Here is a 22,057-nt window from a genome sequence, read left to right as displayed (position 1 = left end):
CGGCCAGGCCGCCCGAACGCTGCGGCCTCAGAGGTCGGCGATCTTCTCGACGTGCGAGAACGACTGCCGGAGCGACTCGATCGCCTGCTGCTCGACCGACTGCCGGGCGGTCGCGGCGTCGACGACCTCGTCGGTGGGTTCGTCGCCCGGGTCGAAGCCGGGCTCCTCCGCTTCGGTTCCGGTCCGCGGCGCGGCCGTCGGCGGGGCAGGAGGCGTACGCGAAGCGGAGCGCCCGGCAGCCGGGGCCGCCGCTTTGCCCGCCGCCGCTGCCGCTGCCGAGCGGGCTGCGGCCCGAGCGCCCGCCGCGCCCGCGCGCTGCGGAGCGACCGCGGTCGCCGTCGCTCCACCGCCGGCGGCCGAACGGTTCACCGGCCCGTCGAACTCGGGATCGTAGGGTGGTTCGTCGAGTGGGCCGAAGTCCTCATCGACGACCGCAGTCGCCGTGGCGGCTCGCCCACCAGCGGAGACGGTCTGCGCGGCGGGCGCCTGCGCAAGCGGCTGGCTCCGGACCGGCGCGGACGCCGACGGTCCAGCCGCGCTCACCGGGACGTCGCCACCACTGCCACCGCCGCTGGTACCACCGATCGGTGCGGTGGCTGGCCAATCCTCCGCATCGGCCGGAGGCGCGCTCCGGGGCTCACGGGGCGATGCCGCCGGGCGAGTCGGCTGCGCCGGTCGGCTCGCGGTACGCGAGACCGACCCACCGCCACCACCGCCCCGCTGGTCGCCGCCGACCTCGCAGCGCAGTTGCCAGCGCCCGCCGACCACCTCGTGGACGGCGTCCAGGAGTGCGCCGGGATCGGCGCTGACCGAGTTGGCGTGGAACGAAGCCTTGAAGACCAGGACGATCGTGGTGCCTTCGACGTCACGGACGACCCCGTCGCGAGCCATCGCCGCCGTGCGCTTGTTGCTGCGCCCGGTCAGCTGGACGATCTCGTCCCAGGCCCGGCGCAGGGCCGGAGCGTCGATCTCGCCGCTCGCCGGGGCACTCTCCGGTACGCCGGCCGCCGGGCTCGCCGGAGCGGACACCGGGCGGTCGACCGGAGCGCTCTCCGATACCCCGGCTGGGTTCGCCGACGTGGAGACCGGGGCAGCCCCCGGGGTCGCCGGGGCGGACACTGGGCGATCGATCGGGGCGCTCTTCGGTACGCCGGCCGCCGGATTCGCCGGAGCGGATACCGGGCGGTCCGCGGGCGGGGCCGACGCCGGTCGGGCGGCCTCTGGCTCGGCCGCCGTGACAGGTGCCGAAGACATCGGCGCAGCCGCCGCGCCCGAAGCGGCCTGGGCCGGTCCAGCCTGAGTCGGAGCAGCCTGAGTCGGAGCAGCCTGAGCGGCGGAGGCCGGGGCCGGGCCAGCCGATCGGGCCGCCGAAGCCGCCGCGGCTCGGGCCGCCGCCCGCCCGTCGCCGTCACTCGCCGGAGCGGACCCGGTGGAAGACGCCGCCGAACCCGCCGGCCCGACGCTCGGTACGCCCTGCTCCAGGCGTTCGATGCGGGACAGCAGCCCGACCTCGGAGGCGTCCACCGCGGGCAGAAGCATCCGGGCGGTGATCAGTTCCAGCAGCAGCCGGGTCGAGGTCGTGCCCCGCATCTCGACGAGTCCGTTGTGGGCGATCTCGGCCCACCGGGACAACGTCGCCGGGCCGAGCCGCTGCGCCTGAGCCTGCATCCGATCCAGCTGGTCGACCGGGGCGTCGATCAGGCCCTTGGCCGCCGCGTCCGGGATCTGCCGCAGCAGGATCAGGTCGCGCAACCGTTCCAGCAGGTCGGCGGTGAACCGCCGCGGATCGTGGCCGGCCTCGGCGACCCGGTCGATCGCGCCGAACGCGGCCGCCGCGTCGCCCGCGGCCAGCGCGTCGCAGACGTCGTCGATGAGCGTGGCGTCGGTGACGCCGAGCAGCGCGACCGCGCGCGCGTATGTGACGCCTTCGGGCCCCGCGCCCGCGATGAGCTGGTCGAGCACCGACAGCGAATCCCGGGCCGAGCCGCCACCGGCCCGGACCACCAGCGGCAGCACCAACGGATCAACGGTGACGCCTTCCAGGTCACACAGCTTCTCCAGGTACGGACGCAGGACGCCGGGCGGCATCAGCCGGAACGGGTAATGGTGCGTCCGCGACTTGATCGTGCCGAGCACTTTTTCCGGCTCGGTCGTCGCGAACACGAACTTCACGTATTCCGGCGGCTCCTCCACGAGCTTGAGCAGCGCGTTGAAGCCCGCCGACGAGACCATGTGCGCCTCGTCGATGATGTAGATCTTGAAGCGGCTGACGGCCGGCGCGAAGAAGGCCCGCTCCCGCAGCTCCCGGGCGTCGTCGACGCCTCCGTGGGACGCGGCGTCGATCTCGATGACGTCGATCGAACCGGGGCCGTCGGGCGCCAGCGCCCGGCAGGACTCGCACTCGCCACAAGGCTCGGGGGTGGGGCCCTTCTCACAGTTGAGCGACCGGGCCAGGATGCGAGCGCTGGAGGTCTTGCCACAGCCGCGCGGCCCCGAGAAGAGGTACGCGTGATTCAACCGCCCGGAGCTGAGCGCCTGAATGAGCGGCTCCGTCACGTGCTCCTGCCCGATCACCTCGGCGAAGGTGCGCGGACGGTACTTGCGATAGAGCGCCAACGCCACGGACGACCACCTCCCGATTGCCGACTCATAGCCTCTCACGACCGGCCGACATCGCCGAGGGGCGTCACGCCCGTCTTGCGGCGGTTCCCCGTTGATCATGGAGTTCCGGTCCCGACACACCAGCGGGACAACGGCCAACTCATGATCAACGGAGCGAGGCGGGGTGGGGAGCTGACGCGGCGAGGCCGGAGCCGAGCGGGCGCCTGAGCGAGTCGCGGATGGTGCTTACCATGACCGGCATGGGACTTGTCGATCGGCTGTACACCAGTTCTTGGCTCTTGCGTGCCCAAGTGATCGGCGTCGCCTTGGTGGGATCGGCGGTCCTGCTGCCCTTCGTCGGCGTGCCGCTGATCATCGGGGCGGTCGCGACGCTGTTGCTGGTCGGGCCGGCCGGGCTGGCCAAGCTGCTCCGGCGACGCTGACAGCGGACGGCGGAGACGGCGAGGGCCCTGGAACGGGACGGACGGAAAGCCGCTTGAGGGTACGTCCAAGACCAGACGCAGACGCGGGACCAGCTTGGATAGGGCTGGTCCCGCGTTTGTACTGCTCAACCGAGCGGAGGATACGAGATTCGAACTCGTGAGGGTTTTATCCCAACACGCTTTCCAAGCGTGCGCCCTAGGCCTCTAGGCGAATCCTCCGTGGAGAAGGATACATAAGGCCCGGCGTTCGTCCCACCCGGGATACCGGGTACAGTGGTCACGCCCCTCGCGTGGCGTTACCTCGTGAACCTCCCCAGGGCCGGAAGGCAGCAAGGATAAGCGAGCTCTAGCGGGTACGCGGGGGGCCCTTTTTATGCCCCGGTCCGCGGGACTACCGACCGTCGCTCCCGTCGGGCACCGGTCGGGCCGTCGGACGGCCCTCCCTGCCGGCTCCGCGAGCCGGAGATCACGGCCGCCGGTGACTGCGCTCACCCCATAAGAAAACGGCCCGCGCAGAGCGCGGACCGTTTATCAAACGCGGTGGCGGCGGGATTTGAACCCGCGGAGGGCTTGCACCCTCACACGCTTTCGAGGCGTGCTCCTTAGGCCACTCGGACACACCACCGCGCGCTACCTTACACGACCCCAGGGCACCCGGTCACATGGGTAACCGCCGCCCGGCGAACCGGTCAACGTGCGAAGATCGGGACCATGAGCACGCACATCGGAGCAAAGCCCGGCGAGATCGCCGAGCGGGTTCTCATGCCGGGTGACCCGCTGCGCGCGAAGTGGATCGCGGAGACGTTCCTCGAGGACGCGAAGTGCTACTCGACGGTCCGCAACATGTTCGGGTTCACCGGGAAGTATCGGGGCGTCGACGTCTCGATCCAGGGCTCCGGCATGGGCATGCCGTCGGCGTCGATCTACGCGCACGAGCTGATCAACGAGTACGGCGTGAAGACGCTGATCCGGGTCGGCTCCTGTGGCGCGCTCTCGGAGTCGCTCAACCTGCGCGATGTGATCGCGGCGAACGGGTCGGCGACCGACTCGAACATGAACCGGGTGCGGTTCGACGGTCTGGTCGATTACGCGCCGGTGGCCGACTTCGGGCTGCTCCGCAAGGCGGTCGAGGTGGCCGAGTCGCGGGGCATCGAGATGCACGTCGGCCCGGTGCTGGCGGCCGACGCGTTCTACACCGACCGCCCCGACCTCTACGACAAGCTCGCGGATTACGGTGTGCTCGCGGTGGAGATGGAGTCAGCCGCGCTCTACACCATCGCGGCTCGCTTCCGCGCTCGGGCGCTGACGCTCCTCACCGTCAGCGACCACATCAAGCGGGGTGAGGCCACCACTTCCCAGGAGCGCGAGCAGACGTTCTCCCAGATGGTCGAGGTGGCCCTCGACACCGCTATCGCCTGACCAGCGGCTCCACCAGGGCCAGCCCGTCCTCGGTCCACGGCACCGGTACGCCGGTCGCGAAGTCCATCTTGACCATGACTCGGCGGCCTTCGGCGTACACGGTGGTGTGGTCCGGGGACAGGAAGCGGAACCCGTAGACGGCGCTGCTGCGGCCGAGCTTGTCGATCCAGAAGTGCACGTCGATCGGGCCGGTGCCACGGATCGGCACGTTGTAGGTGATCGCGAACTCGCGTACGCCGACGATCATGTCTTCGCTGCTCGGGCGTCCGTTGGCGAAGGAGTAGCCGTGGTCGCTGAACCAGTTCGACACCGCTCGCTCCAGCAGGAGGGCGTACCGGGAGTTGTGCACGACGGCGGACGGGTCGAGGTCGTCGAAGTGGACCACGACCTGGCGGATCACGCCGGCGTACTGCAGGGTCTCGGTCATCGTTCCTCCGGAAGCAGGGTCGGATCGGTGGTCAGCGCGCGGAGCCGGGTGAGGACCGCCGTACGCGCGTGAGCAGTGCTCACGGAGAGCAGCCGGGTATGCAGCATCGCGGCGACGCCGGCCGCGTCGATCTCGAAGGCGAGCTGTTCGACGTCGAGGTCGGCGGGAAGTTCACCGAGGTCGACGGCCTCCCGGAGGAGCCGCCGGAGCAGGGTCAGCCATTCACCGAGGACTTCCCCGAGCCGGTCGGGCACCACCCCGGTACGCCCGGTGTGCTCGAACTCGGCGACGGCGAAGAAGCAGCCACCCGGCAGCACATTGTCGGAGTAGAACCGCAATCGGGCTTCGTGCAGCGCGAAGATCCGGCGTACGCCCCGCGGCTGTTGGAGCGCGGGCGCCACCACGAGGTCGGCCCACATCTTGCGGGCGTGCTCGATCGCCGCGAGCTGCAGCTCTTCCTTCGAGCGCCAGTGCGCGAACAGGCCTGACTTGCTGACTCCGAGCCGCTCGGCGAGCTGACCGAGGGACAGGCCGTCCAGGCCGGACTCGGTGGCCATCGCGACCGCGGCGTCCAGGACGGCGTTCCGGGTCCGGTCGCCGCGGACGACTCGGCCGTCCGTCTTCGTAGTCACTCGCTCAGCCTAAGTACAAGACCGACCGATCGTAAACCTTTCGTGCCGCGAGTCACGTGATCATCGCGTCAGCCATGTCGTTAAGGCAGACATTTCGCAGGCCGAAACAGCGTGGCTGACGCAATGATCACGCACAGGGAGGGGTGCGGAAGAAGTCGCGGAGGAGGGCGCCGCATTCGTCGGCCAGCACTCCGGCGTACACCTCGGGTCGATGGTTGAGCCGCCGGTCGCGCAGGACGTCCCAGAGCGACCCGACGGCGCCGGTCTTGGGTTCCCAGGCGCCGAAGACCACGGTGCCGAGCCGGGCGAGGGTGATCGCCCCCGCGCACATCGTGCACGGTTCGAGGGTGACGACGAGGGTGCAGCCGTCGAGGTGCGAGGTGCCGAGCCGGGCGGCGGCGCGGCGGATGGCGACGATCTCGGCGTGCGCGGTCGGATCGAGGCCGGCTTCGCGCTCGTTGTGACCGAACGCCACCTCGTTGCCGTCCGGGTCGAGCAGGATCGCGCCGACGGGTACGTCACCCTGAGCGACCGCGGTCCGCGCGACCTCCAGGGCGCGGCGCATCCACCGGGCGTGCCGCTCGGCGAGCGCGGTCACGCCTCGCGCAGCTCTTCGACCTCGTCGGCGCAGCCGATGACCTGGCAGATCTCGGCCGTGACGTCGGCCGGCATGAGCCCGTCGGTCGCGCACAGCTCCAGGAGGTGGTGCGCGGAGACCCCGAGGTCGGCCAGCAGGTCGGCGTCGCCGATCGGGTTCACCGTGGGATCGGCGGCCGGGCGCTCCTCCTCCTCGGTGTCGTCGGCGTCCTCGGCGAAGTCCTCGGCGTCGGTCGGCTCGAGCGCAGGCTCGATGGTGCCGCCGATGGTCAGGTCGCCCAGCAGCAGCTTGCCCAGCCGGGACTCGTCGACGAAGGCCGAGTCGGAGCCGAAGACCCGCAGGTCCTCGCCCTCGTCGAGGCGGAGGACGGCCAGATAGGAGTCGTCGGACTCCACGAAGAGCAGCGAGACGGACGCGTTCAGGTCGACGTCACGCAAGCGGTCGGCGACATCCTCGACATCGGCGGCGTCGCTCAGGTCGATTTCAGTGGCGGTCCACCCGGAGCGGCCCCGGACCACCGCGGCGGCAAAGTGCGACACGATCGTCTTCCTCGAAGGTCAACTTCAGTCCCCGCGACATCGGGGCCTTGTGTGACAGTATCCGGTGACCTCGGCCTTCGGCGGAGGCCACGACTCATCCGGCGAGTCTGCGCCGCAGAGCGATGAGATCACGCAACTGGTCGCCGCGAGCACGGCGAGGAGCCAGGCGTACGCGCACCGACTTGGCGTCGGCCAACTCCGTCAGCAGCTGAAGTCGCCGGCGCCGCCGTTCCGGGTCAAGCCGTTGCAGCGTCCACACGAAGGTGAGACTGCCCGCACCGACGTCGCACGTCAAGCCCACTATTGCCACTGTACGGCTACCCAACGTCACCACAACGGCCATGTCCCCGTCTGCGCCCATGTGACGGCCAGAGCGAGCGCCGTACTCGACCATCCGATGGCCAAGGCGACGGCGATTCCGGCCGCGACACCCCGGTCCCCGTGACGGCACAACGCCAATGCGGCGAGCCACGCGGCCGCCCCCGAACCGAGCATCCACCAGGCGTACGCGGCGAGGTCGGGAGCGAGCGCACCGAAGCCGGCCAGCCATGCGCCTGCCCCGGCCAGCCCCGCGAGCACTGCCGGTACGCGTACCGGGTAGGGCTCGCGCAATGTCGGTCTCATGTTCGGTTAACGGGTCCGATCCCACAGGGTGTCGGCTCGTATCGCCCCAGCAAACCCGCTGGATCAGCGTTTCGGGTCGAATCATCGGTCAAGATTCGACCGAGAACCCTGATCCAGCGCCAGGGGCGCCAGGGGCGGCAGGTGCGCCAGGGGCGTCAGGGGCGGGCCGGGCGGACGGCCGTCACCGTACGCCGATCGTCGGCGACGTCGATGATCCAGCCGCCGACCCCGCCGAGCCGGCGCAGCACGTCCGCCCGGGCCGGCAGGTCGGTCGAGTCCCCGGCGAGGGCGGGCCACTGCGTACGCGCGTCGTGGCCCGGCCGCAGCCACGGCAGGAGGGCGCGGACCGGGTCGGCGCGGTGCAGCAGCGTACCGGCCTTGTCCAGGTCGGCCAGGAGCGAGTCCAGCGCCGCGGCGACCGGTTCGGCGTTGCCTCCGGCCATTTCGGCCGTCAGTTCGGGCCGGGTGGTGGCGACTCGCGTACCGTCCCGGAAGGAACCGGCCGCCAGCGTGGCACTGAGCGGGTCGTCGGCGATGCTCGCCGCGAGGGCGGCGGCCAGCAGATGCGGAAGGTGACTGACCCGCGCCACCGAACGATCGTGGTCGGCGGCGGTCGTCGGGACCACCCGGGCGCCCAGCGAGGTCACGAGGGCCGCGAGATGCAACCAGTCCGGCAGCGACGTCTCCTCCTCCAGGCAGAGGACCCAGGCGCACTGCGTGAACAAGTACGGGTCGGCCGCCTCGAAGCCGGACTGTTCGCGGCCCACCATCGGATGCCCGCCGACGAATCCCGCCAACGGCGTGGCCGCCCGGCGCATCCGCTCCTCGACAAGATCGCGGACGGGGCCTTTGACGCTGGTGACGTCGGTGATCAGGCCGGTGAAGCCGGCGTCGACCAACTCGTCCAGCACCCCGGCCACCGCGGTCAGCGGAACCGCGAGGATGACCAGTTCGGACGGCTTCCCCGCCTCCCCTACCGAGGCCGCGATCTGCCACCGGTGATCCACCGAGGCCTTGGCGGCGGCAGTGCGCGCCGTTGCGCGTACCGCTGGATCTGCGTCGTAACCGAGCACCTGGTGGCCGGCCGCGGCGAGGGACCGCAGCAGAGATCCGCCGATGAGACCGAGACCGACCACCGCGATATTCACGACGGAAGCGTGCCATAGCCCAGTGGCTCCCGGTGGACTGCCTCGTTGTATCCGTTATGTCACGAGTTGTTCGCACTCTGACCGCTGGCCTCATCCTCGCCGGGGCGCTGATTCCCGGCGTGGCCCACGCGGAGGTGCGGGCCTCCCCTGAATCGACCGTGACCTTCGACGGGACCATCCAGAGCATGGCCTACCTGGGCGATCGGCTCTATCTCGGCGGCGATTTCACGCACGCGATCGACACCACGGGCAAGCTCGTCGCGCGGACCCGGCTGGCCGCGATCGACGCGCGGACCGGCAAGCTGCTCGACTGGAGCCCGGTCGCGGACGGCCGCGTGCGGGCCATCGCCGCGACGGATCGCGGCGTCTACGTCGGGGGTGATTTCGGCGCCGTCAACGGCTACACCCGCGACAATCTCGCCCAGCTCGACCCGGTGACCGGCGCGCTCGGCCCGTTCCGCCACTCGGTCTACGGGCACCCGCACGCGATCGCGGTCAGCGGCGGCCGGATCTACGTCGGCGGCACGATCACCCAGGTGGACCGGCAGCCCCGCAGCCGGCTCGCCGCCTTCGACCTCGCCACCGGCGCGCTTGATCCACAGTGGAAGCCAACCGCGCAGGACTCGGTCAACACCATCGTCGCCACCGGCGACCGGATCCTGCTGGGCGGGGCGTTCATGCAGGTCAACGGGCTCAAGAACACCGCGCGCATCGCGGTGGTCGATCCACAGACCGGCGCTGTCCGGCCCGCGTTCCGCAGCACCATCGGGTACGCCGTGAGCAGCCTGTCGCTGACGGGAAGCGTCCTGTACGCGGCCGTCGCGGGCAAAGGCGGCCGGGCGATGGCGCTCGACGCGACGACCGGCGCGACGAAGTGGACGGTGACCGCCGACGGCGACGTCCAATCGGTCGTACGCGTCAACGACACGATCGTCATGGGCGGCCACTTCGACCGCATCTGCAAATCGGCCGCGGTCGGCGACAAGGGCGCGTGTCAGGAGGGCTCGACCGACCGGATCAAACTAGCCGCGCTGGACCTGTCGGGCCGGCTGCTGCCCTGGCTCGCCGACGCGAACGGCGTCATGGGCGTGGAGACCATGGCGGCCAGTACGCGGCTCGGCAAGATCGCCGCGGGCGGCTCCTTCACCCAGATCAACGGGACGACCCAGCGGCGTTTCGCCCAGTTCCGATTCTGACCTTTCGTTGTGGCGCTGGATCAGGGTTCTCGGTCGAATCATGGAGCAAGATTCGACCCGGAACCCTGATCCAGCGCTCGACGGTCAGAACTTGGGGAGCAGCGCGGAGAGCGCGCTCACCACGAACGGCGTGAGGATGACGAGCCCGGACCGGAGGTCCCCGAAGGTGGTCTGATCGAGCCCGAGCAGCTTCTCCAGCTTCCCGAGATCCTCGGCCGCTCCGATGAGCTCGCCTTGGCCGACCCCGTCGAGCGTGAAGTTGCGCTGCACGTATGTGCTGGCGCGGCGGCGCAACGTGGTCGCGGCCGGCACGTACATGATGCCGACGATGAAGGAGCCGATCGCCCCGGCGAAGATGACCACGATCGGGTCCTGCTTCTCCCCGAACTCCAGCGCCGCCCGGTTGACCGCCATCACCAGCAGGACCAGCACACCCAGTTCGCTGAGCATCCGGGAGACCGTACGCCGCAACCAGAGCAGCGTCTCCAGCTGCTGGCCGACCGAGCCGGGCAGCTTGCGCCGGGTCACCAGCTGCACCGCGGTCAACGTCGCGGCCAGCGGCAGCGCCCCGATGATGGCGATGGTCGACAGCGCCCATCCGCGCGGAGTGATCGCCGAGGAGACCACCGGCGTGAGCCACATGAGCCCGATCGCGATCGCCACGACCAGCACCAGCATCGGCAGGACGCGCCAGATCGAGATCGGCCGGATCCGGGTGACCTCACGCCAGCGGGAGATGCCGAAGCCGAAGCCTTCGCCGGCCGCCGCGCCCATCAGCGCGCCGATGAGGACATAGAGCACCCACTTCTGCACCGACTCCTCGTCGTGCGGGCTGCTGGCCGCGATGGCGCCCGCCAGCACCGCCCCGAAGAGCAGGGCGACGAGGCGGAAGTCGCCGATCGCCCGCGTCTCGAATTCCTCGAAGTCCTCCGTGGGCCGGCCTTCGGGCAGCCGGCCTTCCGGGAACTGTTCGATCGCCATCGACTCGGCGGTCATCTCGGCCCGATCCCTTCCAGGATCTCCAGCAGGACGTCGCGGCTCTGCTTGTGCAGCAGGTCGCTGGTCCAGCCCTCCTTCAGTTCCAACTGCTCGCCGTTGCGCATGGACAAGGTCGCCTTCAGTGGCACCTTCTTGGTGATGGTCACCGCCGCGATCTCCTCGTACGGAACGAAGGTATAGCGCTTGGCCAACTCGGCGACCGGCGCCGACCGCAGCGCGGTCACCATGCGCTGGTTGCCCTGATTACTGTCGCCGCCACCGGCGATGAGGATCAGGCCGTTGTCGAGGATCAGCATGTCGCAGTCGGTCTTGCCGACCTTGGTGTTGCCGATGCCGCCGATGACGTCGGCGTTCTTGGCCGTCGCGACCGCCTCGACGACCCGGGCCTGCTCGACGGCGATGCCCAGCTGAGCCAGGTGGTTGCGGGCCTGGCCGACGGTCTGCGGCTCGACGGCCAGCTTCGCGAGCGCCGCGAAGTCGACCGGCTGGCCGTTGGGCCCGACCAACTCGGCCCGCTGCGACCAGGAATGCACCCAGCGGACTTGCCCGCTCCGCAGCGCGGCCAGCGTCAGCAACGGTTCCAGCACCTGCGGCAGCTGCGCGTACGCCTCGTGCGGCGGCGTGCCCGGGAAGAATCCCTCGGCCAGCTGCGGGCCGCGGCCGACCTCGATCGCGTACAGGAGATCGGTCAGGCTGACGTCTCGCACGGCGAGGACCCGGGCCGCCTGGCGGAACAGATCGTCACAGGTGTCCTGCAACCGCGCGGTGTTCGAGGCCTGGGCGATCTCCGACCAGTCGCCGGTCACCCGGCGGTCGCCGACGTTGACCACGGACTGCTGCAACTGCTCGCCCAGCTGGTCCAGGGCCGGGATCAGCGCACCGGCCAGCCGGGTGTCCTCCATCAAGGAGACCGGCGGGAGCGCGCGTACTCGGGCGACCCGCTCGCCGATCGGCGGGTGGGTGTCCCATACCGACTTCTGCTCCGGCGGCGGCTGCTTGCGCAGCTCGGCCAGTTCCTCCCGGCGGGCCTGGGACATGTCGTGGAAGCCGCGGAAGATGTCGCGCGGCAGGAAACCCGCCTGCGAGGCCGGTCCGACGTAGCGATCGAAGTAGAACGACCAGGCCGCGTCGATCACCGGCAGCTCGGCCAGCGCGGAGGCGGCGGCGTGCGTACCGGCGACCCGGACCGCGATCAGGTCGGCCTCACGCTCCTGCGCCCGCGACGCGGCGTTGTCGACCAACAGATAGATCCGGCCGTACGCCCGGAACGGCAGTCCCATGAGGCTGCCGCCGAGGTGGTCGAGCGCGCCGCCGATGGCGAGGCGACCTCGGAAGGCCACCGCGCCGAGCCGGGTGTGGGCGTTGGAGTAGTGACCGAGTTCGTGGCCGATGACCGCCCGGAACTGGCTGACGGTCAGCGACACCAGCAGCGGCATTCCGATGTAGAGGTAGCGCCGGCCGCCGATCAGGCCGAGGAGCTGGGAGTCCTCGGAGACGGCCGCGTTCACCTCGGGCACGACCCGGATCTCGTCCGGGGCGCGGGTGCCGGCCGCTTCGGCGAGACGGCGTACCTCGGCCCAGAGTTCCGGCGCCCGATGCGGGTCGATCGCGACCCCGTCCGGCGGCGGCGCCTTGTAGAACAGGGCTCGCTTCGCACCGACGACGATCGCGCCGCCGAAGCCCAGGACGGCCAGCAGGACCAGCTTGATCGCGGCGTGGCTGTGGCCCATCGCCCAGATCCCGACGCCGACCCCCAGGACCAGCAGAACCAGTGCGAAGACGAAGAACCCGGCCAGCATCACGAGACTGGCCAAGGCTCGCAGACGTGCGATCACGGCACCTCCCCGAAAGTCGTGTCGACACGTGCGACGCTGCACAGTACGCCGTTCAGCGCGTGCGAACAATGCCGGTCTGGCAGGCTGGACCGGTGAACCCGCTCCGGAACGCCTTGCGCGGCGACTGTCACGTCCACACCGACTGGTCCGACGGCGGGGCGACGCTGGCCGAGATGGTCCGCGGCGCCGCGGAACAGGGCCACGACTACGTCGTCATCACCGACCACTCCCCCCGGCTGACCATCGCGAACGGGCTCACCGCCGCCCGGCTGCGTCGCCAGCTCGCCGAGATCTCCGAGATCAACGCCGCGCTCATGGGCACCGGCTTACGGGTGCTCACGGGGATCGAGGTCGACATCCTCGCCGACGGCAGCCTGGATCAGGACCCCGAACTACTCGCCGAGTTGGACGTGGTGGTCGGCTCCGTCCACAGCGGACTCCGGGACGACCGCGCCGTGATGACCCGGCGCATGCTCACCGCGCTGGCCGACCCGAACCTCGACATCCTCGGCCACTGCACCGGCCGCAAACTACGGGTGAAGACAGATGCCGCGCACGCCGCGTCCCGGTGGCGGCCGCCGAGCAGCTTCGACGCCGACGCGGTCTTCGCCGCCGCCGTTGAGTACGACAAGGCGATCGAGGTCAACTGCCGTCCCGACCGCCGTGATCCCCCGAGTGAGCTGCTCAAACGGGCCGCCGACGTGGACGGTCTGCGCTTCGCGATCGACACCGACGCGCACGCTGTGGACCAGCTCGGCTGGCAGGAGCTGGGCTGCGAACGGGCGCAGACCGCCGGGCTGACTGCCGACCGAGTGGTCAACGCGATGGACGCCGACGCCCTGCTCGACTGGTGCGCGTCACACGCGCACTGAGTCTCGGCTCGGGGCGCCCTCCGCAGCGACGGCCGGGGCTCGCCGAGGCAGCCGGATCAAGCCTTGGGCGACCGCCACTCCGGCAAGCACGACGAGCGCGCCGACCGGCAGGTTCCAGGTCAGCGACTCACCGAGCAGCACGATGCCGAGCGTCGTGGCGACCAGGGGCACGAGGTAGGTCACGAAGGCCGCCGTCGACGCTCCGGCACTCGTGATCACCCGCATGTTGAGGGCGAAGGCCACGCCACTGCCGAACACGCCCAGCGCGAGCATGGACCCGATCGCCTTCATCGACAGCTCACCGGGGGTGGGCGGGGCGCCCGCCGACAGGAGCGCGGCCGGCACGATCGCGATGGCGGCGACGACGCTCTGCCCGGCGGCGATGGAGATCCCGGCGACGCCCCGGCCGGTCGTGAACCGCTTGATGTACGGGATCGAGATGCCGTAGCAGAACGCGGCCAGGGCACACATGAGCTGGCCGGTCAGGTCGGCCCCACCGCTGTGCCAGAAGCCCAGGACGACCAGTACGCCCACGAAACCCAGCGCCAATCCGAGCGCCGAGCGTACGCGGAACTTCTCGGTGCGGAAGACGAACACCGCGAACGGCAGCACCCACAGCGCGGTGGTCGCGTTCCAGATCCCGGCGACCAGGCTCGGCACCCGCTCCTCGCCCAGCGGGAACAAGGTGAACGGGATCGCGACGCCGACCACTCCGGGCACGATCAGATGCGCCCACATCTTCGGATCGCGCGGCAGCCGCTCCTTGAACATCAGCATGATCACGAGCAACGTGATCGCGCCGAGAACGATCCGGATCGCCCCGACCCAGATGGCCGGCATCTCAAGGACGCCGTACTTGATGAAGACGAAGCTGGCGCCCCAGATCAGGACGTTCGCCGCGAAAGCGGGCAGCCACGCGGCGGAGCTGCCCTTGTCAGGAGTGATAGGCGCGGTCACTCCTGACACACTGCCAGATCGGCCCGGCCCGAGTCGCGCGGAATTCAGACGCCGTGGCGCTAATTACTGCCTGCGTTCCCTCGGCCCGGTCCGCTAGTTTCAACGCATGGGACGGATTGACGACATCGCCAACCAGTACGTGGAGGAGTGGGCCCCACTCAGCCCGATCGGCGCCACGTACGTGGGCATCACCGGATACGACGACAAACTCGACGACCTCTCCCCGGAGGGCTTCGCCGCGCAGGCCGACCTGACCCGGCGGACCGTGGCGGAGCTGAACGCCACCGAGCCGGAGGGCGACACCGAGTTCGTGGCACGCGAGGCGATGCTCGAACGACTGAACCTGTCGCTCGCCCGCTACGAGGCCGGCGAGGACGAAAGCGAGATCAACGTGATCTCGTCCGCCATCCACGGCGTACGCCAGGTCTTCGACCTCATGCCGACCGAGGGCGAGGAGGCCGCGGTCAACATCGCGGCCCGGATGGAGCTGATTCCGGCGGCGGTCGAGCAGTATCAGCGGACCGTCCTGAAGGCGGCGGCCGAGGGCCACGTCTCCGCCCGGCAGCAGATCATCGAGGTCGCCAAGCAGTGCGACATCTGGACCGACCCGGCCGGCGACGACTTCTACCACGGCCTGGCCCGGCGATTGAACGCCAGCGGCGCACTGGCGGACCGGCTCACCGAGGCGGCGACCGCGGCCACCGCCGCGACCTCGTCCTTCGGGGAGTTTCTGCGGACCGAGCTGGCCCCGAAGGGACGCGAGAAGCAGGCCGCCGGACGCGAGCGGTACGCCCTCGCCTCGCAGTACTTCCTGGGCGCGCAGGTCGACCTGGACGAGACGTATGCCTGGGGCTTCGAGGAGCTGCACCGCCTGGAGACGGAGATGCGCGCCGTGTCGGCCGAGATCGCCGGTCCGGGTTCCTCGATCGACGACGCCGTCACCAAGCTCGACGCCGATCCGAAGTACCGCATCGACGGCAAGGACGCGTTCCGCGAGTGGATGCAGAGCCTCGCCGAGCGCGCCATCGCCGACCTCAACGGTACGCATTTCGACATCCCGCAGCCGATCCAGCGGATCGAGGCCTGCCTGGCCCCGACCTCCGACGGCGGCATCTACTACACCGGCCCGAGCGAGGACTTCAGCCGGCCCGGCCGGATGTGGTGGGCGGTGCCGCAGGGCATCGACTCGTTCTCCACCTGGCGTGAGGTCACCACCGTCTACCACGAGGGCGTGCCCGGTCACCACCTGCAGGTCGCGCAGACGGCGTACCGGTCGGAGTTGCTGAACCGGTGGCAGCGGCTGCTCTGCTGGTGCTCCGGGCACGGCGAGGGCTGGGCGCTGTACTCCGAGCGGCTGATGGACGACCTCGGCTACCTCGCCGACCCGGCCGACAAGCTCGGCATGCTCGACGGCCAGGCGTTCCGGGCGGCCCGGGTGATCGTCGACATCGGCATGCACCTGGAGCTGGAGATCCCCCGGGACAACCCGTTCGGCTTCCACCCGGGCGAGCGGTGGACGCCTGAGCTGGGCTGGGAGTTCATGCGGGCGCACTGCCGTGTGCCGGACGAGAACCTGCGCTTCGAGCTGAACCGCTACCTGGGCTGGCCGGGCCAGGCGCCGTCGTACAAGGTCGGCGAGCGGATCTGGCTGCAGGCCCGGGACGACGCCAAGCGGCGCAAGGGCGCCGACTTCGACCTCAAGACGTTCCACCGGGACGCGCTCAACCTGGGCTCGCTCGGCCTGGACCCGCTGCAGAAGGCGCTCGCCCGCCTCTGACGGCGTACGCGAAGGGCGGGCACCCCGGCTGGGATGCCCGCCCTTGTCATGTCTGCGGAGTGGTCGCCGCTCAGACCGGCTTGGTGACCAGTTGCGGCCTGGCCGTCAGCACGTCGGAGTTCACCCAGACCAGCTCGATGTGCGGATCCGTGAAGATGATCGGGATCAGCGGCGGGATCGGGATGTCCGGCGGGTGCGACGGCGAGTAGTCCACCGGCAGCAGGCCGAACAGCTTGGCCTGGAACCGGCTGGTGTAGAAGACGACGTTCTCCCGCACCGTCAGCTGATCGGTGATGAAGTCGACGTCCGGCGACTTGCCCCGGCCGTACGTGTGCAGCTTGAAGTCGTCGGTGACGGAGCTGTTCATGGTGAACTTCAGCACCGGGATCGTGCCGTCCGCAGTCGGCAGGTCCACGATGCCTTGGAACGCCAGGTTCACCATGGTGACCTTCGAGCCGGTGAGCAGCCCCGGCTTGGCCGTGACGTCGACCTGACCGGCCGCGGCCTGCAACTGCTTCGCGGGCGGGACGGCCGACGGCGAGGCCGAGGCCGACTGCCCGGGGCAGGTCACGGTACGCCGGCTGGCCGGCGACTTGGTCGTGGTCACCTTCTTCGGAGTGGTGGTTCCCGGAGAGGTGGCCGGCTTGGGGGTCGTCCCCGACGCCGAGGGGGTCGGCGACGGGCTGTCCGGGGTGAACAGATCGATCAGACCGTCGACGATCTGCCCGAGGACGCCCGTGGACGGCGACGGCGACGGCGACGCGGACGGCGACGCCTTCGCCGAAGGGCTGGCCGACGGCGCCGGAGCCGCCGGCGAAGTACTCGCCGACGGCTTCGGAGCGCGGGTGGCAGTGCGGCTCGGCGTGGGACAGCTCGCCGCGTACGCCGCCGGAGCCGATCGCATCGCGACGACGCCGATGGCCGCGATCAGCAGCGGCACCATCGTGACGGCGAGCAGCTTCCCGCGGGCGGCTCCGTCGGCCCGACCCCGGACGAGGTCGGGCTCCCCGAGATCCGGTTCACGGATCTCGTCGGTGGCCGCGTGCCGCGGGCTGTGCTCGTCCCCGTCGTCCTCGGTGTCCGCGGCGGATCCCGGCTCGTCGTCCGAACCGGGGCCGCCCGAGGCGTTCGCCGACTCGGGGTCGACCGGGCTCCACGAGAAGATCAGCGCACCGGCGGTCATCCCGAGCAGCGTGCCCAGGATCCAGCCGCCGAAGTTCACGCCGATCAACGCGTACACCGAGATGAACGCGCTGATGATCCCGTAGAAGGCCCGCTGCGCCGGGGTGAACCAGGCCAGGAAGCCCGCGAGGACCAGCATCAGGGGAATCAGGTACGCCTGGAACCCTTCGACGCCCACCTTGAGAACGATGTCCCCGATGGACGTCTGCGTCGAGGCGTAGATCTCGACGCCGGCCAGGATCGCCAGCAGTCCACCCCAGAACGGCCTAGCCCGCCGCCAGGTGCGGAACCGCTGCCAGACGGAGGGTGGGTCCGCTCGGACGGCCGGCGACGGCTGCTCGACGGCAGTCGTCTCCTGTTCCCGAGGGGTGTTTTCCATAGGAGTTTGCCTCCAGGCAGTGCGGGTGACCGTCGAGCCGGCCGCCCAGGGGTCGGGCGGCCGGCCGATCGTCACACCATGGGCGCGGTCAGTCCAGAGCCGAGTCGGCGAAGCACTCGTAGCCCGTGAGGTCCACCTTCATCGACAGGCCGGTGAGGGTGAACGTGCCCGCGTTGGTGCTGTACGCGCGCTGCTTGAGGTTGTGGATCTCGACCTTGTCGGCCTCCTGGCCGAACGCGCCGGTCTGCCCGTGGCTGCTGAAGCCATCCTTGGACAGGGCGGAGGCGTCGGTGCCGATGTCGATGTTCGTGAACGTGGCGTCACCGGCGAGGGCATCCATGCCGATGAGCAGGTTCTGGGCGGTCGCCGGGTGGCCGTCCGTACGGCCGGCCCGGATGACCAGCGACAGGTGGCCGGGCACGACGACGACGGACTGGCAGAGGTTGACGAGCTCGGCCGACTTGATGCCGGACGCGGCCACCGGGATCTGCGTACCGTCCTTCTTGACCGCGACGCTTCCGTACTGGGTGAAGCCGGTGCCGGTCAGCTCGTTGGCGCTGATCTTGAAGCTCTGCCCGGAGACGTTGAGCGCCACGGGCACTTTGCCCTGCGCGACGCCGGTCATCAGGCCGCCGGCGACGACCGCCGCCGGGATGACGACGGCAGCGAACCGCCGCCACCTGGTGCGACCCTGCACCGGGTTGCCGTTCGAGTCCTTCACTGGGGGTCCTCCTCGAAGCTGTTGCCCGTCGTACGCCGTTAACGCGGATCGGCTCTGCGGTAGCCGAGAGGGAGCGTGGATGGCAACGGACGGCAATGTTGTGTCACGCATGTTTCCGCTCCGCGAGATACGTCACAAGCCCTCTAGCTACTCACCGGTAACCGTGAATTCGGGGCCGGACCTGATCAAGTGACTCTGCGTTAAACGGCGACCGATTTGGATTCGGATCCGGGCGATATTTCCGGACAGACATCTGGCAGACGGCTACACAGCGTCAAGATCGCACGCTACGTAACATTTTGATAACGCGACAGCGCATCGGACGCTTGGAGGATGGCCTTCCGGACCCGCGTACGGCAAACCCGATGCTTCCGTCCAGAAGCCTTCACCTGGTCGCCCAGCCCGAAGGTGATAAGTGTCTATCGATGAACTGATTCGACGTAGTAATTCTCCTCGACTACGTTGAGCGGCTTTTGGTAGTTGATGGAACCCCAGTGACAGTGATCTACTACTCAGGCGAGCCTGTCAGGGAGAAGAAGATGACCGCCAAGTACGTCAAGCTTGCGGACACGATCCGTGAACAGATCAAGTCTGGTGAGCTGCGCCCCGGGGACAAGCTGCCGTCGATCTCGCAACTCCGGGAGGAATACGGCATCAGCTACGGCTCCGTCCGCGGCGCGATGCTGGTCCTCAAGGCCGAAGGCCTGATCGAGGGACGCCAGGGAGAGGCCGTCTACGTGAAGGATCGCGAGGCTTCCTGACGGCGGTCGGCGCGCCGGACGGCGTAGGGCGCGAGACCGAACCCCAGAAACGAGATCGGCCCCCATCCCGTTGGGATGGGGGCCGTGCTGCGCGCCCGAAGGGACTCGAACCCCTAACCTTCTGATCCGTAGTCAGATGCTCTATCCGTTGAGCTACGGGCGCTCGGCGCCCGCTCAGTCTACACAAGGTCCACCGAGCGGACTAATCGGGTTTCCCCGGTCACATCGAGCACGAGGCCCGAGGCGATCGGCGAGCGGAGGCTCGGGGATTTGAACCCCGGATGGGCGTTAAACCCAAACCGCATTAGCAGTGCGGCGCCATAGACCGGACTAGGCGAAGCCTCCAACGGCGATCGGTGAGATCGTCGCCGGACGAGAATACCCTGCCCCGCCGAGGGAGAGCAAAGCGACTATCCGGTGGGGCGCGGCGGGGCCCGCGGGCAGCCACGCCACCGGCCCAAGCGACCACCCCGGCTCCATCGCGGGGCGTGCGTTCGCGGGCACCGGATCGTCGTAGGGGTCCACTATCGTGAGCGCCACGGGGAGCTCATCGGGCATCGATTTGGCCCACCCCGAACCCGTCCCTTTCTCACCCCTTGGGGAAGCATGAGCAGATCACTCCTGCGCGGGCTCGGAACGATGACCGCCGCGATCCTCGCGGCCGTCGCGCTCGGCAGTCCCGCGTACGCCGAGGACACCGGAACGATCAGCGGAACGATCACCGAGGCCGACGGCGCTGCGGCCGCGTACGCGACGGTGTCGGTCGAATCCACCGACGAGTCCTTCAACGGCTACGCCACGACCGACTACACCGGCCACTACACGATCGACGGCGTTCCGGCCGGCGCGTCCTACCGCGTCTGGGTCCGCGGCGAGGGATACCCCGGGCATCCCAAGCAATACGCGCACCACAAACTCTCCGCTGCCGACGCGGATCTGTTCGCCGTCACGGCCGGGGCGGTGACCACCGTCGACGAGTCCTTCCTGCCGACTGGTGTCATCCAGGGCAAGTTCACTGACAGCTCCGGAGCCGGCGTCGACGGCGCCTACGTTCAGGTGGACGGGATCAGCACCGCGTCGACCAACACGGTGGCAGACGGCACCTATCGGGTCGCCGTGCTGCCCGGCTCCTACACCGTGTCGTTCTGGACCGGCGGCACACCCCAGTACGCGTACGGGACTCGCGATCCGGCGACGGCCACGGTGTTCACCGTCGGCATCGGCCAGACCGTTGTCGTCGACGACACCGCTCTGCCGACCGGCTCGCTCGCCGGACACGTGACGTACGCCGACGGCACGCCCGCCGCGTACGTCTCGGTCGGCGCGGAGGCCGGTCCCTCGATGGGCTACGGGCAGACCGACGCGACCGGCGCATACCGCATCGACGGTCTGCAACCAGGCGATTATCTGTTGTCGGTCCGGTTGAGCTCCGGAGCGAAGGAGTGGGCTCCGGGCAAACTCGCCGAGGATCAGGCCACGAGGTTCCGGGTCATCGGCGACTCGGTGACCACGGTGGACGAGCAGTTGCCCGGGATCGGCCGGATCGCGGGGCGGTTCACCGCGGCTGACGGCAGCCCGATGCCGGGATTGTCGGTGAGCGTGTCGTCAGTCCAGTCCGGCGCGGGCGTCTACACCAGCACTTCGATGTCCGGCGACTACGCGTTCGAGCAGTTGTTCGCCGGGAACTACACGATCGCCTTCGAGAACTGGGAGACCGGCTTCCAGCAGTGGGCCTACGGGAAGATCAGTTCGGCGACGGCCAGCGTGATCACCGTGACGGCCGGCCAGACCACCACCGTCGACGACTCGCGCCTGCCGACAGGCAGCCTCCGGATCACGGCCACCGACGCGCTGACCGGAGCATCCATTCCGCGATTCGAGGCGTACCTCGACGGCGGATATCTGGGTAGTGGCACGGAGACCGGCGAACTGATCATCCCGGACGTCCCGGCCGGGACCTACCGGGTGAATGTCAGCTCCGAGGGCTACTCCTTCCAGGCCGACGTCGCGACCGTGACGATCACGGCGGGCCAGCAGAGCCAGGTGACGGCGGTCATGCAGCCGTTGGCGAAGCTCACGACGAGCGTGGTGGACCGGGCGACCGGGCAGCCGGTCGCCGACGTCTGCCTCTACACCGCGACCCGGACGAGCTTCGAGATCAGCGATTACTGCCGACGCAGCGGAAGCGACGGCCGGGTCACGATGTACGTCGAGCCTGGGGAGTACGAGCTGTTCGCGCTGCCGGAGCGTGGGTCGGTTCTGGGGGCGCAATGGGTCGGCACCACCGGCGGGACCGGGGTGCAGGGCGATGCGGCCGTCTTCTCCGTCGCCAAGGGACAAACGCTGGCCGTGCCGACGATCAGGCTTGATCGGGCTGGAATGATCAGCGGAAAGGTCACCACCTCGACCGGCGGCACGCCGACCCATGGTTACGTCGGCATCGTCCAGCCAGACTTCGGCAGCGGGGCGGACGTCCGCTACACGCCCATCGCCTCCGACGGCACCTACACGGTGGACTATCTCGGCCCGTACAAGTGGCCGCTGTACTTCGGGGCGGACGGTCACGCGAACCAGTGGAGCGGCGGGACCGGCAACCGGTGGCTGGCCGACCTGGTCAAGGTTCGGACGGGCAAGACGACGACGTACGACTACCGGCTGAAGCAGGGCACCAAGGTGACGATCACCTGGTCCGGTACCGGAAGCAGCCGGTTCCTCGTGCGTAACGCCGTCACGGGCGACATCATGGGCATCCGGGACGGATCATCCGCCGCACCGGTCACCGCCGAGCTGTTCGTCCTCGGCCCGCAACGCGTGAAGCTGCAGTGCTACTGCGGCGACGAAGGCGGCCCGATCTGGCAAGGAGGGACCGACTTCGCGACTGCGAACGTCGTCGTCATTCCACGGACGGGGCCGTTCGCCGTCGAGTTCCGAGAAGGCTGAGTGACCG

At 69.5% G+C, this 22,057-nt stretch carries 19 protein-coding genes, 4 tRNA genes, 1 other RNA gene and 1 pseudogene; 8 read left to right on the top strand and 17 right to left on the bottom strand.

Features of this window, described 5'->3' with window-relative positions; all coding sequences use genetic code 11:
• Positions 1–27 precede the first annotated feature (27 nt).
• The gene (locus tag AB0H43_RS01910) at positions 28–2,622 is read right to left on the bottom strand and encodes a DNA polymerase III subunit gamma and tau (protein WP_359994929.1); all 2,595 of its coding nucleotides are present in this window, start codon (positions 2,620–2,622) and stop codon (positions 28–30) included.
• A gap of 239 nt (positions 2,623–2,861) precedes the next feature.
• Between AB0H43_RS01910 and AB0H43_RS01905 the strand changes: the two genes are divergently transcribed.
• Positions 2,862–3,044 carry a hypothetical protein gene (locus AB0H43_RS01905; RefSeq protein WP_359994926.1) on the top strand — a complete coding sequence of 61 codons (183 nt, stop codon included), beginning with the start codon at positions 2,862–2,864 and terminating at the stop codon, positions 3,042–3,044.
• Positions 3,045–3,178: 134 nt separating this feature from the next.
• On the opposite strand, the gene AB0H43_RS01900 is transcribed toward AB0H43_RS01905, so the two are convergent.
• Positions 3,179–3,263, bottom strand: a tRNA-Ser gene (locus tag AB0H43_RS01900).
• A 59-nt stretch (positions 3,264–3,322) separates the two neighbouring features.
• Between AB0H43_RS01900 and ffs the strand changes: the two genes are divergently transcribed.
• An RNA gene (gene ffs, locus AB0H43_RS01895) (signal recognition particle sRNA small type) lies at positions 3,323–3,416 on the top strand.
• A gap of 166 nt (positions 3,417–3,582) precedes the next feature.
• Here the strand turns inward: ffs and AB0H43_RS01890 are convergent.
• Positions 3,583–3,669 (bottom strand) — tRNA-Ser (locus AB0H43_RS01890).
• 86 nt (positions 3,670–3,755) lie between these two features.
• Between AB0H43_RS01890 and deoD the strand changes: the two genes are divergently transcribed.
• A complete protein-coding gene (gene deoD, locus AB0H43_RS01885) occupies positions 3,756–4,463 on the top strand; it encodes a purine-nucleoside phosphorylase (protein ID WP_359994923.1) in 708 nt (235 codons plus the stop codon).
• Here deoD and AB0H43_RS01880 read toward each other — a convergent pair.
• From AB0H43_RS01880 to AB0H43_RS01850, 7 genes are all read right to left on the bottom strand, one after another.
• Entirely contained in the window at positions 4,453–4,890 is a 438-nt protein-coding gene (locus AB0H43_RS01880; protein ID WP_359994920.1) for a thioesterase family protein, read from the bottom strand. The two genes, deoD and AB0H43_RS01880, sit on opposite strands and share 11 nt — an antisense overlap.
• Entirely contained in the window at positions 4,887–5,522 is a 636-nt protein-coding gene (locus tag AB0H43_RS01875; protein WP_359994917.1) for a TetR/AcrR family transcriptional regulator, read from the bottom strand. Before AB0H43_RS01875 ends, AB0H43_RS01880 begins: the two co-directional genes overlap by 4 nt.
• 127 nt (positions 5,523–5,649) lie before the next feature.
• Positions 5,650–6,153: a tRNA adenosine(34) deaminase TadA gene (tadA, locus tag AB0H43_RS01870; RefSeq protein WP_359995744.1), complete on the bottom strand. Its 504-nt coding sequence runs from the start codon at positions 6,151–6,153 to the stop codon at positions 5,650–5,652.
• Positions 6,117–6,659: a tRNA adenosine deaminase-associated protein gene (locus tag AB0H43_RS01865; protein WP_359994915.1), complete on the bottom strand. Its 543-nt coding sequence runs from the start codon at positions 6,657–6,659 to the stop codon at positions 6,117–6,119. Before AB0H43_RS01865 ends, tadA begins: the two co-directional genes overlap by 37 nt.
• A gap of 94 nt (positions 6,660–6,753) precedes the next feature.
• Entirely contained in the window at positions 6,754–6,960 is a 207-nt protein-coding gene (locus tag AB0H43_RS01860) for a hypothetical protein (protein WP_359994913.1), read from the bottom strand.
• A 26-nt stretch (positions 6,961–6,986) separates the two neighbouring features.
• On the bottom strand, positions 6,987–7,283 hold the full coding sequence (locus tag AB0H43_RS01855; protein WP_359994910.1) for a hypothetical protein: 297 nt from the start codon (positions 7,281–7,283) through the stop codon (positions 6,987–6,989).
• Between the two features lie 155 nt (positions 7,284–7,438).
• Entirely contained in the window at positions 7,439–8,431 is a 993-nt protein-coding gene (locus tag AB0H43_RS01850; RefSeq protein WP_359994907.1) for a prephenate dehydrogenase/arogenate dehydrogenase family protein, read from the bottom strand.
• 56 nt (positions 8,432–8,487) lie between these two features.
• On the opposite strand from AB0H43_RS01850, the gene AB0H43_RS01845 reads away from it, so the two are divergent.
• Positions 8,488–9,627 (top strand): PQQ-binding-like beta-propeller repeat protein, encoded by a 1,140-nt coding sequence (locus tag AB0H43_RS01845; protein ID WP_359994905.1) that lies wholly within the window; start codon positions 8,488–8,490, stop codon positions 9,625–9,627.
• 84 nt (positions 9,628–9,711) lie between these two features.
• On the opposite strand, the gene AB0H43_RS01840 is transcribed toward AB0H43_RS01845, so the two are convergent.
• Both AB0H43_RS01840 and AB0H43_RS01835 read right to left on the bottom strand, forming a co-directional pair.
• The gene (locus AB0H43_RS01840; protein ID WP_359994902.1) at positions 9,712–10,623 is read right to left on the bottom strand and encodes a hypothetical protein; all 912 of its coding nucleotides are present in this window, start codon (positions 10,621–10,623) and stop codon (positions 9,712–9,714) included.
• On the bottom strand, positions 10,620–12,461 hold the full coding sequence (locus tag AB0H43_RS01835; protein WP_359994899.1) for a M48 family metallopeptidase: 1,842 nt from the start codon (positions 12,459–12,461) through the stop codon (positions 10,620–10,622). The genes AB0H43_RS01840 and AB0H43_RS01835 overlap by 4 nt, the downstream gene beginning before the upstream one ends.
• Before the next feature lie 101 nt (positions 12,462–12,562).
• Between AB0H43_RS01835 and AB0H43_RS01830 the strand changes: the two are divergent.
• A pseudogene (locus tag AB0H43_RS01830) lies at positions 12,563–13,333 on the top strand (PHP domain-containing protein); the annotation flags it as partial.
• On the opposite strand, the gene AB0H43_RS01825 reads toward AB0H43_RS01830, so the two are convergent.
• A complete protein-coding gene (locus AB0H43_RS01825) occupies positions 13,319–14,290 on the bottom strand; it encodes a DMT family transporter (RefSeq protein ID WP_359994896.1) in 972 nt (323 codons plus the stop codon). The pseudogene AB0H43_RS01830 and the gene AB0H43_RS01825 overlap by 15 nt on opposite strands.
• Positions 14,291–14,396: 106 nt before the next feature.
• Here AB0H43_RS01825 and AB0H43_RS01820 point away from each other — a divergent pair, with 106 nt between their 5' ends.
• A complete protein-coding gene (locus AB0H43_RS01820; protein ID WP_359994893.1) occupies positions 14,397–16,067 on the top strand; it encodes a DUF885 domain-containing protein in 1,671 nt (556 codons plus the stop codon).
• A gap of 70 nt (positions 16,068–16,137) precedes the next feature.
• On the opposite strand, the gene AB0H43_RS01815 is transcribed toward AB0H43_RS01820, so the two are convergent.
• Both AB0H43_RS01815 and AB0H43_RS01810 read right to left on the bottom strand, forming a co-directional pair.
• Positions 16,138–17,628: a DUF6114 domain-containing protein gene (locus AB0H43_RS01815; RefSeq protein WP_359994891.1), complete on the bottom strand. Its 1,491-nt coding sequence runs from the start codon at positions 17,626–17,628 to the stop codon at positions 16,138–16,140.
• Between the two features lie 88 nt (positions 17,629–17,716).
• Positions 17,717–18,349 carry a DUF6230 family protein gene (locus tag AB0H43_RS01810; RefSeq protein WP_359994888.1) on the bottom strand — a complete coding sequence of 211 codons (633 nt, stop codon included), beginning with the start codon at positions 18,347–18,349 and terminating at the stop codon, positions 17,717–17,719.
• Positions 18,350–18,888: 539 nt separating this feature from the next.
• On the opposite strand from AB0H43_RS01810, the gene AB0H43_RS01805 reads away from it, so the two are divergent.
• A complete protein-coding gene (locus AB0H43_RS01805; protein ID WP_359994886.1) occupies positions 18,889–19,110 on the top strand; it encodes a winged helix-turn-helix domain-containing protein in 222 nt (73 codons plus the stop codon).
• 90 nt (positions 19,111–19,200) lie between these two features.
• On the opposite strand, the gene AB0H43_RS01800 is transcribed toward AB0H43_RS01805, so the two are convergent.
• Positions 19,201–19,273: transfer RNA gene (locus AB0H43_RS01800), tRNA-Arg, on the bottom strand.
• A 92-nt stretch (positions 19,274–19,365) separates the two neighbouring features.
• Positions 19,366–19,455, bottom strand: a tRNA-Ser gene (locus tag AB0H43_RS01795).
• Between the two features lie 261 nt (positions 19,456–19,716).
• Between AB0H43_RS01795 and AB0H43_RS01790 the strand changes: the two genes are divergently transcribed.
• Positions 19,717–22,050: a carboxypeptidase regulatory-like domain-containing protein gene (locus AB0H43_RS01790; protein WP_359994884.1), complete on the top strand. Its 2,334-nt coding sequence runs from the start codon at positions 19,717–19,719 to the stop codon at positions 22,048–22,050.
• Positions 22,051–22,057 lie beyond the last annotated feature (7 nt).

The organism is Hamadaea sp. NPDC050747 (genome assembly GCF_040654195.1).
GTDB lineage: Bacteria > Actinomycetota > Actinomycetes > Mycobacteriales > Micromonosporaceae > Hamadaea.
This window is presented reverse-complemented; position numbering and strand designations above follow the sequence as displayed.